Raw genomic sequence first — 14,743 nt, 5'->3', positions numbered from 1 at the left:
GCGCCCGCCACGACGGCGGTCGCGAGCAGCGCGACGACGCGGATCGCCGTGGTCGCCCAGCCGCCGTCCGGCACCGCGCCGTGCCCGCCGTGGCCGCCGTCCGCCCACGCCGGGGAGGCGAGGAGCGGCAGCAGCGCCGCCGTCCCCGCCGCCACCCGCCGGACGTCAGCGGACGTCGGCATCGGAGACCGCGAACAGGACGCCGTGCGGCCGGGCGTCGCCGGTCTCGCCGTGCGGCCACGCGGCCCGGTTGAACTCCACGCACGGGCGGCCGGTGTTCTCGTCCTTGAAGCCGCGGTCGATGGAGAGCTGCTGCCGCGGGGAGATGTTCACCATGCAGACGCGGTGGTCTCCGTCGAACGGCGACGCGGCGACGAAGTAGTTCGCCATGACGAGCCGCGTCGGCTGCCGCGTCTCCTGGTAGTAGCCGCCGGGCCCCTGCCGGAAGTTGTCCAGCGCCGCCCAGTGCGGGCCGCCGGTCGTCGGATCCTCGACGGGCAGGACGCTCACCAGGGACGGGCAGTCGGGCTCGGCGCCGCCGCGCGTGACCTCCTCCATGGTGTCGATGTTGCACCGCGCCTGCTTGCCCGCGCCGACGAGCTTGCGGATGTCCAGCACGTACACCATGCCGGTGTCCTTGCCGCCGGACGACTCGTCGCCCCGGCGCATGACGACGTGGTACAGGTAGCGGTCGTCCGCGCTGGTCTGCAGCCAGGAGCCGCCGTCCATGCCGACGCGGTTGTCCAGCTCGGGGGCGAGCCTGGTGAAGGCGGTCGTGTCGTCGAAGACCTCGCGCCACGTCGGCTTCGGGTCGGTGATGTCGGGGGTGTAGTAGATGGACGCCCCGCCCATCGTCGAGACGAACCCGCCCCGGTGGTGGCGCTCGTTGGTGAGCGCCGTCTCCATCACCACGCGCGGCTCCTCCTCGATGAGGAACGGTTCCTTGCGCGGGCCGTCCGGCAGGTGGGAGACCGACAGCAGCCTGGGCCGGTCGCGTTGCGCGATGTCGTAGATCCGCACGGTGTCGCGGGCGATGTAGAAGTCGGCGGACGGGATCAGCATCAGGCTCCGCACCTCGGCGAAGTCGCTGGTGACCAGCCGGTTCAGGTCCTCGCGCACCCGGATGCCGTGCGGGTTCGCGCAGGTAGGCGGGTCCACCTGCGGGATGCTGTGGCAGGTGTCGGGCTCGGCGGCCTCCGTCGCCGCCGGGTACTCGACCCGCACCCGGCCGCTCTGGTCGATCCGGAGCACCTCGCCCGGGGTGCCGGCCGCGCCGTTGCCCGTCCTGACCTCACCGTGCGTGTACGTGCACGGCCCGGGGACGTTGGGACCGCCCATGTAGGCGCCGTAGACGGTGCCGTCCTTCAGGGTCGTGAAGGCGTCCGGGGCCGTGCCGCAGGGGGTGTCCGTCGCGGTGACGACGCCGCTGAGCTTGATCTGGGGAAGCCTCGCGACGTCGAACACGTAGGTCGTGTCGCTGAGCAGCCCGCCGGCGTAGACCTTGTCGCCCTTGTGCCACACGTACTGCATGTGGTGCGGCTCGTTCTGCAGCAGCGGGCCGATGGTCGCGGTGTTGACGACCTTGCCGTAGTCGCGGGAGCCCTTCGTCGCGTCGATCACGGCGAGGAAGTCGGGATCGGCGGAGCCCTCGACGTCGGACTTCCGGTGGGCGGCGTGGCCCGCGGCGCCCACCGGGCCGCCCGGGACGCTCGCGTCGCCCGTCCAGACCAGCAGCCATTCCTTCCGGTGTCCCTGGCCGTTCGTCCGGACGATGTGGTTCGTGACGGTGTAGGTGGTGCCGTCGCGCCCCTTGACGCTGGAGGTGCTGACGACCACGTCGCCGGCTCCGGCGTCCGCCCCTGCCACGGGCTGGAACGCGACCAGGCAGGCGGCCGCCGCCGCCAGCGCGATGAGAACGATCAACCTTCGGCGCAGTTTCGAGAACGGTTCAATGCCGACCATGGGCTTGTCCCCCGTGTTTCCGCAGGCGGGATCGCCGATCGGCGTCAATTTACTATACTAATTACTAGCTATCCAGAGTCGGACGCGCGGCACGCCGACCCCGGGACGGAAGGGCGCGCGGATTGCGTCCCGGCCGCGCGCGGGCCCCTGGACATGAAGGATTTCCGCGTCCGGACCCGTCGTTCCGCAACGGTGTTGCCGGCGGTTCGGCCGCCCCTCCGCCAAGCCACGGCTTCACGCGTTCCGCCGCGCACGGCCAGGGAGCTCACCTCGAACTCCGCAGGCAGACGGCTCCCTACAGACCCGCTGGTCAGCGCATACATGGTCGCGCCGACCGCCGTCCGGCGGCCCGCCCGGCGATTCCACCATCCCACCGACGCGGAGTGAACTCAGAAGTCAATGTCCCGCCGCGTTCTCGGCGCCCACCGCCGCCCAACATCCGGAAACCCGGCCACCGATCGCGCCGCACCTCCCCGCCATTCCCCATAAGAACTGCTCCCGGCACGCGGCTTTGCTACAAAATCTGCTAGCTGACCGAATCCGGCCGCCGTCCGAGGTCTGGGTTAAGCGCTTCGACGGATGCGCGGGTCGGACGTCCCCGCTCGGCGGCGCGACCCGGGGCGCCGTCGATTCCAGGGGCGCTGTCGATTCCGGGGGCGGGCGTTCGTGTAGAGGGTGACGGGCCCCGACCGGGCGGCCCGCACTACAAGGAAGGACCGGGCCGATGCGTTCGATCAGCGTCACGATGTTCGTCTCCCTCGATGGGGTGGTCCAGGGCCTGGGACGCCCGGACGAGGACACCCGCGACGGGTTCGCCCACGGCGGCTGGGGCCCGCAGTACAACGACGAGGTGATGGGCCGCGAGATGGCCAAGGGGATGGCCAACGCCGGAGACATGCTGTTCGGGCGCCGGACGTGGGAGGACTTCCTCAACGCGTGGGGACGCGCCACCGACGGCAACCCGTTCAGCACGCACATGAACGCGGCCAAGAAGTACGTGGTGTCGAAGACGCTGGACGACGCGGACGCGTGGGAGAACTCGATCCTCCTGCGCGGCGAGGCCGTCGAGACGGTGGCGGAACTGAAGGCCCGGCCGGGCGGGAACCTCGCGATCAACGGCAGCGCCTCGCTGGTCCGGAGCCTGCACGCCGCCGGCCTGATCGACCACTACACGCTGCTGATCCACCCCCTGACCCTGGGCTCCGGCAAGCGCCTCTTCGAGGGCCCCGCCCCGCTGACCGAGTTCGACCTCACCGGCAGCGTCACCACCCCCAAGGGCGTCATCATCGCCCACTACACCCGCCGCTGAGACAGATCTGGGGGGTGGTGGGGGTGTGGGGGGTTGGTTAGCTTTTGGGCTGGCCGCTCGTGGTTAGGAGACCCATGCTCCCTGCGGAAGCGTCTGGTCGGCGTCGGGTGGGTGGGGGGCCGGCGCTGGCGCTGCTGTGCGGGTGCCAGCTCACCCTGGTGGTCGACGCCTCGATCGTGAACATCGCGTTGCCCAGCATCCAGCGGGGGCTCGGGTTCGGCGACGCTGGGCTGTCGTGGGTGGTGAACGCGTACACGCTCGCGTTCGGGGGGCTGCTGCTGCTCGGGGGGCGGGCCGGTGATCTGCTCGGGCACCGGCGGGTGTTCGTCGCGGGGGTCGGGGTGTTCACCGTCGCGTCGCTGGCCGGAGGGTTCGCGGTCTCGCCGGGGTGGCTGCTGGCGGCTCGGGCGATGCAGGGTGCGGGGGCCGCGTTCGCGGGCCCGGGCGCGCTGGCGCTCATCGCGACCACCTTCCAGGACGCGGAGGGCAGGAGCCGGGCGCTGGCCGTGTTCTCCATGGTCGCGAGTGTGGGGATGGTCGCCGGACTGGTGCTCGGGGGCGTCCTGACCGCGTGGGCGTCCTGGCGGGCCGTGCTGTTCGTCAACGTGCCGGTAGGCCTCGCGATCGTGCTGCTCGTGCCGCGGGTCGTGCGGGAGTCGGCCAGGCAGGAGGGACGGTTCGACGCGGGCGGGGCGGTCGCGTGCACCGCCGGGGCGACGCTGCTGGTGTACGGGTTCATCCGCGCCGCCGAGCGGGGGTGGTCCGGGGCGCTCACGGTGGGCGCATTCTGCGGGGCGGCGGCGCTGCTCGTGCTGTTCCCGGTGGTCGAGGCGCGGGCGCGGCAGCCGATCGTCCCGCTGGGGCTGTTCGCCGACCGGGACCGGGTGGGCGCCTTCCTCATGCGGTTCCTGCTCACGGCTGCCATGAGCGGGATGCTGTTCTTCCTGACCCTCTACGTGCAGGGGGTGCTGGGGTACGGGCCGCTGGCGACGGGGTTCGGTTTCCTGCCGACGACGATCGCGCTGATCGCCGCCAGCCGGGCCGTGCCCGGGCTGCTGCCCCGGTACGGGCCGCGGCCGATCATGGCGGCCGGGACCGTGCTGTGCGTGGCCGGGATGGTGTGGCTGACGCAGGTGTCGCGGGACGGCACCTACGTCGCGATGATCCTCGGGCCGGTGCTGCTGTTCGGGGCGGGGACGGGCCTGGTGGCGGTGGCGGCGACGTTCACGGCGATGCGGTCGGTGCCGCCCGGGGAGTCCGGGGCCGCCTCGGCGCTGCTCCAGAGCATGCAGCAGATCGGCGGGTCGCTGGGCGTCGCCGTCCTGGTCACCGTGGACCACGCCGGTTCGTCGAAGGTGGACGGCATGCGGGACGCCTTCACGGCCGGGGTGGCGTTCACCGCCTGCATGCTTCTGGCGCTGGCCGCCTTCCGCTCTCAGGGACGTTCCGGATCGCAGAACTGAAGGCGCAGCTCGCAGCCGTAGCGCCGGCCCGCCGCGTCGGGCAGCCACGGTTCGTCCAGGTCCGGGAGGAGTTCGGTGAAGACGACGGGGACGTCGTCGCCGGCGGTCGCGCGGGCGGCGCGCAGCAGCGTGGCGAACGAGGAGACGTACCGGGGGCCGGTGAAGTCGACGTAGACCGGTTTGACCTCCGTGCCGACCTTGGCGAAGACGCGTTCGGGCATGCCGAGGGAGCGGCGCAGGCGGCGGGCGGCGAGGTACTCGCGCGGGCCGTGCGCGGGCGCGACGGCCGTCCCGCCGACGGTCGTGCGCCAGGTCTCGCGGGCGACGACGAGCCCGTCCAGCGTCAGGCGCGGGTGGTGGGGGCCGGCGCCGGCGAGCTTGAACGCCTCGGCGCCGAGCCAGCCGAACAGCAGCGCGAACACCTCGCGGAGCGGGCACCGGAGCCCGTCCGGCCCCCTGACCTCCAGAGCGCCGGCGTGCTCGTGCACGGTGAGCGCGACCAGCGGCAGGACGCGGGCGGGGTCCGCTCCCGGCGCCGGGGCGAAGGCGAGCTGGTGGTCGGTGACGCCGAGGACGGGGGCGATGCGCGCGGTGTACTGGGGCCACCAGGTCGGGTACAGCGGCCGGAACTGGGGGCCGATGTCCTCGGCCGCCGCGGCGCGCAGCCGGCCGGGGTCGGGGTGCCGGTCGGCGAAGACGGCGCAGTCGAGGGTCGGCCACGCGGTGTGCATCTCGCCGAGGACGAGGGTGAACTCCCCCGCCGCCATCGCCTCGGGGCCGGCCGCGCCGAGGCACAGGTCGGGGCTGTGGATGCGGGCCCCCGCCCAGCCGGGACGTTCGGCGGCGAACAGCCGGGCGGCGGGATCCGCCAGGTCGGCGGCGGTGAAGGCGAGGCGGCGCTCGTCCGGCGCGCCGTCCAGGCCGAACAGCGCGTTCCAGCGGCGGGCGAACTCGGCGGCGACCGCGTCGGCGGGGCGGTCGCGCCCGGTCAGCAGGGCCTGGGCGGCGTCCCAGAACGCCGGCATCGGCACGCCGCGGGCGCCCGGTTCGAGCAGGTCGCGGTACAGGTCGCGGAACGCGGCGTCGTAGGCGTCCGCGAGGGTCGCCGACAGCCAGCGCGCGGCGGGCAGGAGGACGGACCCGAACGGGCCGGAGAGCGCGTCCAGGAGCGGGCCGCCGAACGTGACGTCCAGGTCGCGGACGGTGTCCTCGTAGCAGAGCCGCCGTCCCGCGTACATCTGCCCGCTGCGCCGCTCCGGCTCCGCCCCGGTGACGGCGGTGAACTCGGCGTCCAGGCGTTCCAGCGCGGCGGCCAGGGCGTCGGGGTCGCCCGCCGCGGCGGCCACGGACGCGCGGGCGCGGTCGAGCCGGGCGAGTCCGGCCAGTGCCCGTTCCCGGGCCCGCGGCTCGGCGATCGCGGCGAGGGTGTCGCGGAGCACCCGCTCCGCCCGCGGGTTGTACGGCATGTTCACGCCCCGCCAGACGATCCCGTCCTCGACCAGCCGGTCCAGGGCGGCGGCCAGGTGCGGACCGGGTGCGACCTCGGCAGCGGGCCGGGTGCCGTCGCAGCGGGACAGCACCTCGGCTTCGGCGGTGGTCAGGTGCCGCGGGTCCTCTCCCGGCCGCAGGACGTCCTCTCCCCGGACGAGCAGGTGCGGGTGGATGCCGACGGGCAGCCACGGCGCCACGTCCGGGTCGTCCAGGAGCGCGGCGACGTAGGCCTCCAGCGCCCAGAACTCGTAGTCGACCTTGCGGGACCGCAGCAGTCCCCCGCCGGGCCTCGCCTCGACCGCGTCCGCCGCCTCGGGGTCGATCGTGCCCCAGGCGACGGGGCCGAAGAACCCGGCGGTGTCGTTCTTGCCGCAGTAGCGCTGCCAGTAGCGGACGAGGGTGTTCTCGCGCCCCCGCCGCTTCTTGCGCTCCAGCCTCGGGTTCTTCCCGGGCCGGGCGGCCGGGCCGTCGGCGAGACGTGCCAAATGCACCGCGGCGGTGGGGTTCTGCCATGTCACCGCCTCGCGGAAGAGCGGGTCGGCGGCGATCTTCGCCGCGGCGCGGCCCGCGTCCGCCAATGCGGCGTCCATGGCCTGCGCGAATTCGGTTTCTCCGGCGATGCCGTCGAGAAAGGCATCGGCGGTCGCGGCGCATTCCGGCGCGGCGAAAAGCGCGAGCCCGTCCGCGGGGAATCCGGTGGAGCGGATCAGCACATCTCGCCAAACCGACCATCGCGTTCCGGGTAGCGGCACCGAGTGCCGTCCGTCGCCCACTGCGATCTCCCTCCGCCACCGAAACGGCTCTCGCCCCGCGAAGAAGATCAACATAATGTGTGATTTGTTTGCCGTCACTCTCCGGAGGTCCGCACATGCGCTGCGACGGTCTGTTCCTCGCCGGGCTCGCCCACCGGATTCCCGAGGCGGTGGACGTGGACGGGGCGGTGGACGGCGGCCGCTACGACGCCGACGACCGGAGGGCCGACGGGTACGCCTCCGTCGCCGTGGCCGCCGGCGAGGCCCCGCCCGAGATGGCGGCCGCGGCGGCGCGCCGCGCGCTGGAGCGGTCCGGGATCCCGCCGTCCGCCGTCGCGCTGCTGCTGCACGCGTCGGCCTGGTTCCAGGGCGTCGACTACTGGCCGGCCGCCTCGTACGTGCACCGCGAGGTCCTCGGGGACGACGGCCGGCACGCGCCCGCGCTGGACGTCCAGCAGATGTGCGCGGGGGCCCTCGGCGCGCTGGAGCTGGCCGCCTCCTACCTGGCCGCCGACGCGTCCCGCGCGTCCGCCCTGGTCACGACCGCGGACCGGTTCACCGACCCCGGGTTCGACCGGTGGCGCGGGGACGTGCGCGGCATCGTCTACGGGGACGGCGCCGCCGCGGCGGTGCTCGCCCGGGAGGGCTTCGCCCGGCTGCTGGCCGTCTCGACGGTCGTCGACACCGCGCTGGAGGGCATGTACCGCGGCGACGAGCCGTTCGCGTCCGCGCCCGGCCGCCCGGTGGACGTGCGTGCGCGCCGCTCCGCTTTCGCCGCGCACGCCAGGGCGCTGGTGGGGAGCCTCGCGGAGCGGACCGCCTCCGGCCTGACCGAGGCCGTCGGCCGGACGCTGGACGAGGCCGGGCTGAAGATCGCCGACATCTCCCGGTTCGCCTTCCCCAACGTCGGCCTGCACGTGCTGCGCACCCGGTACGCCGAGCCGCTGGGCCTGGACGTGGAGCGCACCACCTGGGACTGGGGCCGCCGCACCGGCCACGTCGGCGCGGCCGACCAGCTCACCGGCCTGACCGATCTGGTGGAGTCCGGGCGGGTGGGGCCGGGCGACCGGGTGCTGCTGGTCGGGATCGGCGCCGGGTTCGCCTGGACGTGCGCCGCTGTCGAGATCGTCGAGCGTCCCGCCTGGGGCGGCTGACGCGAGCCGCTCCCACGTCAGGCGCTCACCGGCGCCCCCACCAGCGTGCCCGCCGATATTGCGGAGCGCTGGCGGTCCCGGCCATCACGACCCCGCTCTGTTATGTCATGACGTCACAAAAAGACGAATCAATCCTGTTCCTCTCTTGATGGTTCCACTTTACGGAAGATCATGTTTTTATGTTCCCGACCAGCTTGTGCCGGTACACCCCGGAAGGTCGCGGTTTGCCAATGAAGGTGCTTTACATCACCGGTTGGTGTCGCAGCGGCAGCACCATGCTGGGCAACGTCCTCGCCGAGGCCCCGGGGATCGTGCACGTCGGCGAACTGCGTTTCCTCTGGCTGAACGGGGTTCTCGGAACGGGCAGCAACGGCAGGTGCGGGTGCGGGCTCGGCCATCGCGAATGCCCGTTCTGGTCCGCGGTGCTGGAGGAGGTCCGCCCGCCCGGGACGTCCCTCGAACGGCACGCCGCCGAGGTCGTCGCCTGGCAGGACGCGTACCGGACCCGGCACACCTGGCGGGTGCTGCGCGACCCGCCGCGCAACGGGTGGCCGGACGCGCTCGCCGCCGCCTACCGCGCCATCGCCCGGGTCTCGGGCGCCCGCGTCATCGTCGACAGCTCCAAGTTCGCCTCCGACGCCGCGCTGCTGGCGTCCCTGCCGGGCGTGGAGGGACGCTACGTCCACCTGATCCGCGACCCCCGCGCGGTCGCCTGCTCGTGGCTGCGGCCCAAGGCGTACACGGGCCGCCGCTCCGCGCTGAACAGCACCTGGCACTGGACCGGCTTCAACCTGGCGGCCGAGGCGGTCGGCCGCGCGCACCCGGACCGCTCGCTGCACATGCGCTACGAGGCGCTGGTCCGCAGCCCCCGCGCCGCGGTCGGAACCATCCTGGACCTGCTCGGCCACGAGGGCCCGAACCCCGTGGCCGCCGACGGGACGGTCGAGCTCGGCGGCAACCACACCGTCACCGGCAACCCCAACCGGTTCGGCCGCGGCCGGACCCGGATCGAGGAGGACCGCAGGTGGCACGCCGCGCTCCCGCGCTCCCAGCGTTCCGCCACCACGCTCATGGCGCTCCCGCTGCTGCACCGGTACGGCTACGAGAAGAGGGTGTGACGTGGACCTCGGACTGGACGGAAAGGTGGCCCTGGTCGCGGGCGGGTCGGCGGGCATCGGCTTCGCGATCGCCCGCGACCTGGTCCGCGAGGGCGCCGCGGTGTCGATCGCGGGCCGCGACCCCGGCCGGCTGGCCAAGGCCCGCGACGCGATCCGCGCGGACCTCGGCGCGGAGGTCGGCACCCGGGCGCTGGACGTGCGCGACACCGAGGCGGCGCGGGCCTGGGTGGACGACGCCGCGGCCGAGCACGGCGCCGTCCACATCATGGTCACCAACGCCGGCGGGCCGCCCGCCGGGCCGACCGGGGCGTTCGGCCCGGACGACTACCGCGCCGCCCTCGACCTCGCGATGGTCTCCCACATCGGGCTCGCGCAGGCGGCGCTGCCGCACCTGCGGGAGGCCGGCTGGGGCCGGATCCTGATGGTCACCAGCGAGACGATCCGCGACCTCATCCCCGCGTTCGCGCTCTCGGGGATCGTGCGGACCGGGCTCGTCGGCTACGCCAAGACCCTGGTGCACGAACTCGGCCCCGGGGACGTCACCGTCAACGTCCTCGCGCCCGGATACACCGCGACGGACGCGCTGCTGTCCGGCCTCACCGGCGAACCCGAGGCGGAGACCGCCCGCGTCGCGCGGGAGGCGGGCATCCCGCTCGGCCGGGTCGCCCGGCCGGAGGAGGTCGCGGCGGCCGGGGTGTTCCTGCTGAGCGCCCGCGCGAGCTTCGTCACCGGCACCGTCCAGGTCGTCGACGGCGGCCGCTCCCTGGGGGTCTGACCATGTCCGAGATGCCGGTGCCCGACGTGCGCATGATGCTGGACGACCCCGAGCTGACCCGGCGCAGCCCGGGCGAGGAGTTCGCGCTCGCCCACGCCCGTCACGGGCCGGACGCGGCGGTCGAGCTGCGCGCCTCCATCAGCGACCTCTTCCCGCCCGCCAAGCGCCGTCCCCGCCTGACCGTCCGGCACCTGCTCCGCAAGGCCGTCGTCGGCGCCGACGAGATCACCGTCTTCACCGAGCGGGCCGAGAACACCTCGCCGGACGACGCCGCGCCGGAGTGGGAGTTCGAGGTCGGCTCCGCGACCGTCCGGACGCAGGTCGTGCGGGCCTCGGTGCCGGTGCCCAAGGAGATCCTCGCCGACCCGGCCGCGCTCGCCGCGTTCGTCGACTACCGGCTGCTGGTGCGGCTCGGTACGGCGGAGAACGACGTCCTGCTCAACGGGACGGGGCCGATCCAGGGCCTGCTGCGCGTCCCGGGCCTGCGCGAACGGCCCTCCGACCCGGCGGACGGCGGTTCGGCCGCCCGGACCCTGCTCGCGACGGCGGCGCTGTGCGAGTGGTACGGCGGGTCGGCGGACGGGATCGTCATGCACCCCGACGACTGGTGGCCGCTCGTGGCGGACGGCGCGTTCCTCGAACGGCTCGCCGTGCAGGGCGTCAAGGTCAGCAGGACCCGCATGGTGCCCGCGGGCACGGCCCTCGTCGGCGACTTCACCGCCGCCGCGACGCTGCTGGACCGCCGGTCCTCGACGATCCGGCTGGACGGGGACGCGCTGGTGGCCGAGATCCGCGAGGGCCTCGCCGTCCACCTGCCCGGCCATTTCGTGCTCGCCTCGCTTCCCGGCGGGCGCTGATGGGCGCGCCGGCGCCGGCCGGTCCGGCGGCGGACCTTCCGGCGGTCGCCCACCGGGTCCGCGAGCACATCGTGCGGATGTGCGCCGGGCCGGAGGGCGGCCACCTCGGCGGCTCGATGTCGCTGGTGGAGATCCTCACGCTGCTGTACTTCGAGGTGATGCGGGTCGATCCGCGCCGCCCCGCCGCGCTGGAGCGTGACATCTTCATCCTCAGCAAGGGGCACGGCGCGATGTGCCTGTACGCGGTGCTGGCCGAGCGGGGCTTCTTCCCCGTCGCGGAGCTGGCGGACTACTCACGGCCGGGCAGCCGGCTGATGGGCCACCCCGTCCGCGCGGTGCCGGGGGTGGAGATGCCCACCGGATCGCTCGGGCACGGGCTCGCGCTCGCCAACGGGTTCGCCGTCGCCGACCGGGGGCGCCGCTGCTTCGCCGTCCTCGGCGACGGCGAACTGCAGGAGGGCGCCGTCTGGGAGGCGGCCATGGCCTCGGCCTCGCTCGGCCTCGGCAACCTGACGGCCGTCGTCGACCGCAACCGCCTCCAGATCACCGGCCCCACCGAGGACGCGATCGGGCTGGAGCCGCTGGCGGACCGCTGGCGCAGCTTCGGCTGGACGGTGCGCGAGGCCGACGGCCACGACTTCGGCGCGCTGCGCGAGGCGCTCGCCCCGGGCGGAACCGGAGAGGAGCCTCCGACGGTGGTCCTCGCCCGCACCGTCAAGGGGCGCGGCCTGCCGTCGCTGGAGGCGAAGACGCGCAGCCACTACGCCAGGCTGAGCGGCCGCCAGGCCGAGCGGTCCCTGGCCGTGCTCCAGGCCCGGCGCAGGCGGGCCGTCCCGTGACGGCCGGCCGCGCCCAGGAGACGCCCCGGCCGCGCTCCGCGCGGGAGGTGTACCGCGACCTGCTGCCGGAGCTGATGCGCGCCGACGACCGGCTGTACTGCCTGGACAGCGACACCGGACTGTTCGAGGCGGCCGCCTTCGCCGGCGTCCCCGGCCGCTACCTCAACCTCGGCATCGCCGAGCACAGCCTGATGGGCACGGCCGCGGGCCTGGCCGCCAGCGGGAACGTCCCGTTCGTCACCACGATGGCGACCTTCGCCGCGACCCGGGCGCTGGAGGCCATCAAGATCGACATCGCGTACAACGCGCTGCCGGTCCGCATCGTCGCCACCCACGGCGGGCTGGCCGCCGGGCACCTCGGCCCGACCCACCACGCGCTGGAGGACCTGGCGATCATGCGGGCGCTGCCCGGCTTCACCGTGGTCGTCCCGGGCGACGCGGGGCAGGCGGGCGAGGCCGTCCGGCAGAGCGCGGCGCTGCCCGGCCCCGCCTACATCCGGCTCGGCCGCTCCGCCACCCCCGACCTGGACGGCGCGGCGCCCGGAGGCGGCCCGTTCGAGATCGGACGGGCGCAGTGGCTGCGGCGCGGCGGGGACGTGGCGATCGTCGCCTGCGGACCGCACCCGGTGCTGGCCGCGGCGCGCGCCGCCGACCGGCTCGCCGGGCAGGGCGTGCGCGCCGCCGTCCTCAACCTGCACACGCTGCGCCCGCTCGACGTCGCGGCCGTCGTCGCGGCGGCCGAGGGCACCGCGGGCGTCGTCACCGTCGAGGAGCACTGGCGCTCGGGCGGCCTCGGCGGCGCCGTCGCCGAGACCCTCGCCGAGCACGCGCCGGCCCGGGTGGCGCGGGTCGGCATGCCCGACACGTTCGCCGAGCGCGCGGGCGGCCAGGAGGACCTGCTCGACCGGTACGGCATCACGGCGGGCGCGGTCGTCGCCGCCGCGCTGCACCTGACCAGCGGAACCCACGGAGGTGGCACGCATGACCCAGACCTGTCCCGAGTGTGAGGGCCCGGTCCAGCTCGCCGAGCCCGTCCGGCTCAGCGAGATCGCGCAGTGCGCCGACTGCTCCAGCGAGCTGGAGGTCGTCGGCCTCGACCCGGTCACCCTCGCGCTCGCCCCCGAGATCGAGGAGGACTGGGGCGAGTGAGGCCGGTGGCCGTGCTGGCCTCCCGGGTGCGGTACGAGGAGAAGCGCGTCTTCGCCGCGCTGGAGCGCCGCGGCGTGCCGTACGCGCACGTGGACACCCGGCGGTTCAGCGCCGAACTGGGCGGTGGGGCGGCGAGCGCCGGGCCGCGGTACGCGGCGGCGCTGAACCGGGAGATCTCCCACAGCCGCGCCCTCTACGCGTCGATGATCCTGGAGGCGCGCGGGGTGCCGACGGTCAACCGGTCGGAGGTGATCACCGTGTGCGGTGACAAGCTGCGCACCTCGCTGGAGCTGGAGCGCGCCGGCGTCCCCTCCCCGCGCACGGCGGTCGCGCTCACCCCGGACGAGGGCGCCGAGGCCGCCGAGCGGCTGGGCTTCCCCGTGGTGATCAAACCGCTGACGGGGTCGTGGGGACGGCTCGCGGCGGCCGTACGCGACCGGGAGTCGGCGCAGGCCGTCCTGGAACACCGGGCCGCGCTGCCCTCCCCGCTCCAGCACATCGTCTACCTGCAGGAACTCGTCGACAAACCGGGACGCGACATCCGGGTGATCGTCGCCGGGGACACGGTGGTGGGCGCGACGTACCGCTACTCGGACGGCTGGCGCACCAACGCCGCCCGGGGCGCGCGATCCGAGCCCTGCCCGCTCACGCCCGACCTGGTCGAGCCGGCCCTGCGGGCCGCGCGGGCCGTGGGCGGCGGGATCCTGGGCGTCGACCTGATCGAGGGCCCCGAGGGGCCGCTCGTCCTGGAGGTCAACCACAACGTCGAGTTCCGCGGGTTCCAGGACGCGCACGGCGAGGACGTGGACGTCGCGGACGCGATCGTCTCCCATGTGCTGGAGGCGGCGTGATCCGGGTCGGCGTCCTGGGCGCCGCCGGATACCTCGGCGGCGAGCTGCTGCGGCTGCTCATCGGCCATCCGGGGACGGAGGTCGCGCACGCGGTCTCGACCCGGTTCCCCGGCCGCCGCGTGGACTCCGTCCACCCCAACCTGCGGGCCCAGACCGACCTGCTGTTCAGCGCCCCGGACGACCTCGGCGCCTGCGACGTGCTGCTGACGGCGACCCCGCACAAGGCCACCATGAGCCTGCTGCCCGAGATGAGGGGACGGGCCAGGACGGTCATCGACCTCTCCGGCGACTTCCGCGACCCCGACCCCGCCGTCTACGAGCGGTACTACGGCGTCCCGCACGCCGCGCCCGGACTGCTCGGCGCGTTCGTCCCCGGCGTCCCCGAGCTGTTCCGCGCGGAGCTGGCCGAGGCCGACCTCATCAGCGTGCCCGGGTGCATGGCCACGGCGGCGATCCTGGCGCTGCACCCCCTGACCGGGCTGATCGGCCCGGACGTGCAGATCGACGCCCGCACCGGGTCGAGCGGGTCGGGCGCCCTCGCCGGGGACGCCAACCTGCACGCCGAACGCAGCGGCGCGCTGCGGGTGTTCGCCCCCGTGCGGCACCGCCACGAGGCGGAGGTGGCGCGGCTGACCGGGCTGAACGCGAGGATGACCGCCACCGGGGTCGAGGCCGTGCGCGGAGTGCAGGTCGTCTGCCACGCCACCGGCTCCGCCTCCGCCGACGAGAGGGCCGTCCGCCGCGCCTACCGCGAGCGCTACGCCGGCGAGCCGTTCGTGCGGATCGTCGCGCACCGCACGGGAACGCACCGGCTCCCCGATCCGAAGCTGCTGTCCGGGTCCAACTACTGCGACGTCGGCTTCGCGGTGGACGGCGACCGGATCACCGCGATCGCCGCGCTGGACAACCTGGTGAAGGGCGGAGCGGGCGCCGCGGTGCAGTGCCTGAACATCCGCACCGGCCAGCCCGAGACCCTGGGCCTGGGGTTCCCCGGCCTGCACCCGGTCTGATGGGGGCCGGTGC

The 14,743-nt window shown here is 74.3% G+C and carries 14 protein-coding genes; 11 read left to right on the top strand and 3 right to left on the bottom strand.

Features of this window, described 5'->3' with window-relative positions:
- A partial coding sequence (locus ABWI04_RS31690; protein ID WP_353834717.1) for a hypothetical protein occupies positions 1-182 on the bottom strand: 182 nt, incomplete at its 3' end.
- Positions 166-1,923 (bottom strand): hypothetical protein, encoded by a 1,758-nt coding sequence (locus ABWI04_RS31685; RefSeq protein WP_353834716.1) that lies wholly within the window; start codon positions 1,921-1,923, stop codon positions 166-168. The genes ABWI04_RS31690 and ABWI04_RS31685, both read right to left, overlap by 17 nt.
- Before the next feature lie 763 nt (positions 1,924-2,686).
- Between ABWI04_RS31685 and ABWI04_RS31680 the strand changes: the two genes are divergently transcribed.
- Together ABWI04_RS31680 and ABWI04_RS31675 are read left to right on the top strand one after the other, a co-directional pair.
- The gene (locus ABWI04_RS31680) at positions 2,687-3,271 is read left to right on the top strand and encodes a dihydrofolate reductase family protein (RefSeq protein ID WP_353834715.1); all 585 of its coding nucleotides are present in this window, start codon (positions 2,687-2,689) and stop codon (positions 3,269-3,271) included.
- Positions 3,272-3,378: 107 nt separating this feature from the next.
- Positions 3,379-4,734, top strand: a complete 1,356-nt coding sequence (locus tag ABWI04_RS31675; protein ID WP_353834714.1) for an MFS transporter — start codon at positions 3,379-3,381, stop codon at positions 4,732-4,734.
- Here ABWI04_RS31675 and ABWI04_RS31670 read toward each other — a convergent pair.
- A complete protein-coding gene (locus ABWI04_RS31670; protein ID WP_353834713.1) occupies positions 4,707-6,938 on the bottom strand; it encodes a lantibiotic dehydratase in 2,232 nt (743 codons plus the stop codon). The two genes, ABWI04_RS31675 and ABWI04_RS31670, sit on opposite strands and share 28 nt — an antisense overlap.
- A 155-nt stretch (positions 6,939-7,093) precedes the next feature.
- Here ABWI04_RS31670 and ABWI04_RS31665 point away from each other — a divergent pair, with 155 nt between their 5' ends.
- The 9 genes from ABWI04_RS31665 (at position 7,094) to argC (ending at position 14,730) form a co-directional block, all read left to right on the top strand.
- A complete protein-coding gene (locus ABWI04_RS31665; protein WP_353834712.1) occupies positions 7,094-8,131 on the top strand; it encodes a ketoacyl-ACP synthase III family protein in 1,038 nt (345 codons plus the stop codon).
- Between the two features lie 230 nt (positions 8,132-8,361).
- On the top strand, positions 8,362-9,249 hold the full coding sequence (locus tag ABWI04_RS31660; RefSeq protein ID WP_345179390.1) for a sulfotransferase: 888 nt from the start codon (positions 8,362-8,364) through the stop codon (positions 9,247-9,249).
- A gap of 1 nt (position 9,250) precedes the next feature.
- A complete protein-coding gene (locus ABWI04_RS31655; protein WP_353834711.1) occupies positions 9,251-10,024 on the top strand; it encodes an SDR family NAD(P)-dependent oxidoreductase in 774 nt (257 codons plus the stop codon).
- A gap of 11 nt (positions 10,025-10,035) precedes the next feature.
- Complete coding sequence (locus ABWI04_RS31650; protein ID WP_353834710.1) at positions 10,036-10,881, top strand: family 3 encapsulin nanocompartment shell protein; 846 nt, start codon at positions 10,036-10,038, stop codon at positions 10,879-10,881.
- Entirely contained in the window at positions 10,881-11,720 is an 840-nt protein-coding gene (locus ABWI04_RS31645; RefSeq protein WP_353834709.1) for a transketolase, read from the top strand. The genes ABWI04_RS31650 and ABWI04_RS31645 overlap by 1 nt, the downstream gene beginning before the upstream one ends.
- Positions 11,717-12,727 carry a transketolase family protein gene (locus ABWI04_RS31640; RefSeq protein ID WP_345179384.1) on the top strand — a complete coding sequence of 337 codons (1,011 nt, stop codon included), beginning with the start codon at positions 11,717-11,719 and terminating at the stop codon, positions 12,725-12,727. Before ABWI04_RS31645 ends, ABWI04_RS31640 begins: the two co-directional genes overlap by 4 nt.
- Positions 12,702-12,869 (top strand): lysine biosynthesis protein LysW, encoded by a 168-nt coding sequence (lysW, locus tag ABWI04_RS31635; RefSeq protein ID WP_179846692.1) that lies wholly within the window; start codon positions 12,702-12,704, stop codon positions 12,867-12,869. Before ABWI04_RS31640 ends, lysW begins: the two co-directional genes overlap by 26 nt.
- Positions 12,866-13,720, top strand: coding sequence for a lysine biosynthesis protein LysX (gene lysX / locus ABWI04_RS31630; protein ID WP_353834708.1), 855 nt, complete (start codon positions 12,866-12,868; stop codon positions 13,718-13,720). The genes lysW and lysX overlap by 4 nt, the downstream gene beginning before the upstream one ends.
- Positions 13,717-14,730 (top strand): N-acetyl-gamma-glutamyl-phosphate reductase, encoded by a 1,014-nt coding sequence (argC, locus tag ABWI04_RS31625; RefSeq protein ID WP_353834707.1) that lies wholly within the window; start codon positions 13,717-13,719, stop codon positions 14,728-14,730. Before lysX ends, argC begins: the two co-directional genes overlap by 4 nt.
- Positions 14,731-14,743 lie beyond the last annotated feature (13 nt).

The organism is Actinomadura sp. NPDC000929 (assembly GCF_040492065.1).
GTDB classification, from domain to species: domain Bacteria; phylum Actinomycetota; class Actinomycetes; order Streptosporangiales; family Streptosporangiaceae; genus Spirillospora; species Spirillospora verrucosospora.
This window is presented reverse-complemented; position numbering and strand designations above follow the sequence as displayed.

Bases quoted from the DNA above. Each gene is read 5' to 3' on its own strand.
- ABWI04_RS31680 (WP_353834715.1), top strand. From the start codon at position 2,687: ATGCGTTCGATCAGCGTCACGATGTTCGTCTCCCTCGATGGGGTGGTC.
- ABWI04_RS31665 (WP_353834712.1), top strand. From the start codon at position 7,094: ATGCGCTGCGACGGTCTGTTCCTCGCCGGGCTCGCCCACCGGATTCCC.
- ABWI04_RS31660 (WP_345179390.1), top strand. From the start codon at position 8,362: ATGAAGGTGCTTTACATCACCGGTTGGTGTCGCAGCGGCAGCACCATG.
- ABWI04_RS31650 (WP_353834710.1), top strand. From the start codon at position 10,036: ATGCCGGTGCCCGACGTGCGCATGATGCTGGACGACCCCGAGCTGACC.
- ABWI04_RS31645 (WP_353834709.1), top strand. From the start codon at position 10,881: ATGGGCGCGCCGGCGCCGGCCGGTCCGGCGGCGGACCTTCCGGCGGTC.
- lysW (WP_179846692.1), top strand. From the start codon at position 12,702: ATGACCCAGACCTGTCCCGAGTGTGAGGGCCCGGTCCAGCTCGCCGAG.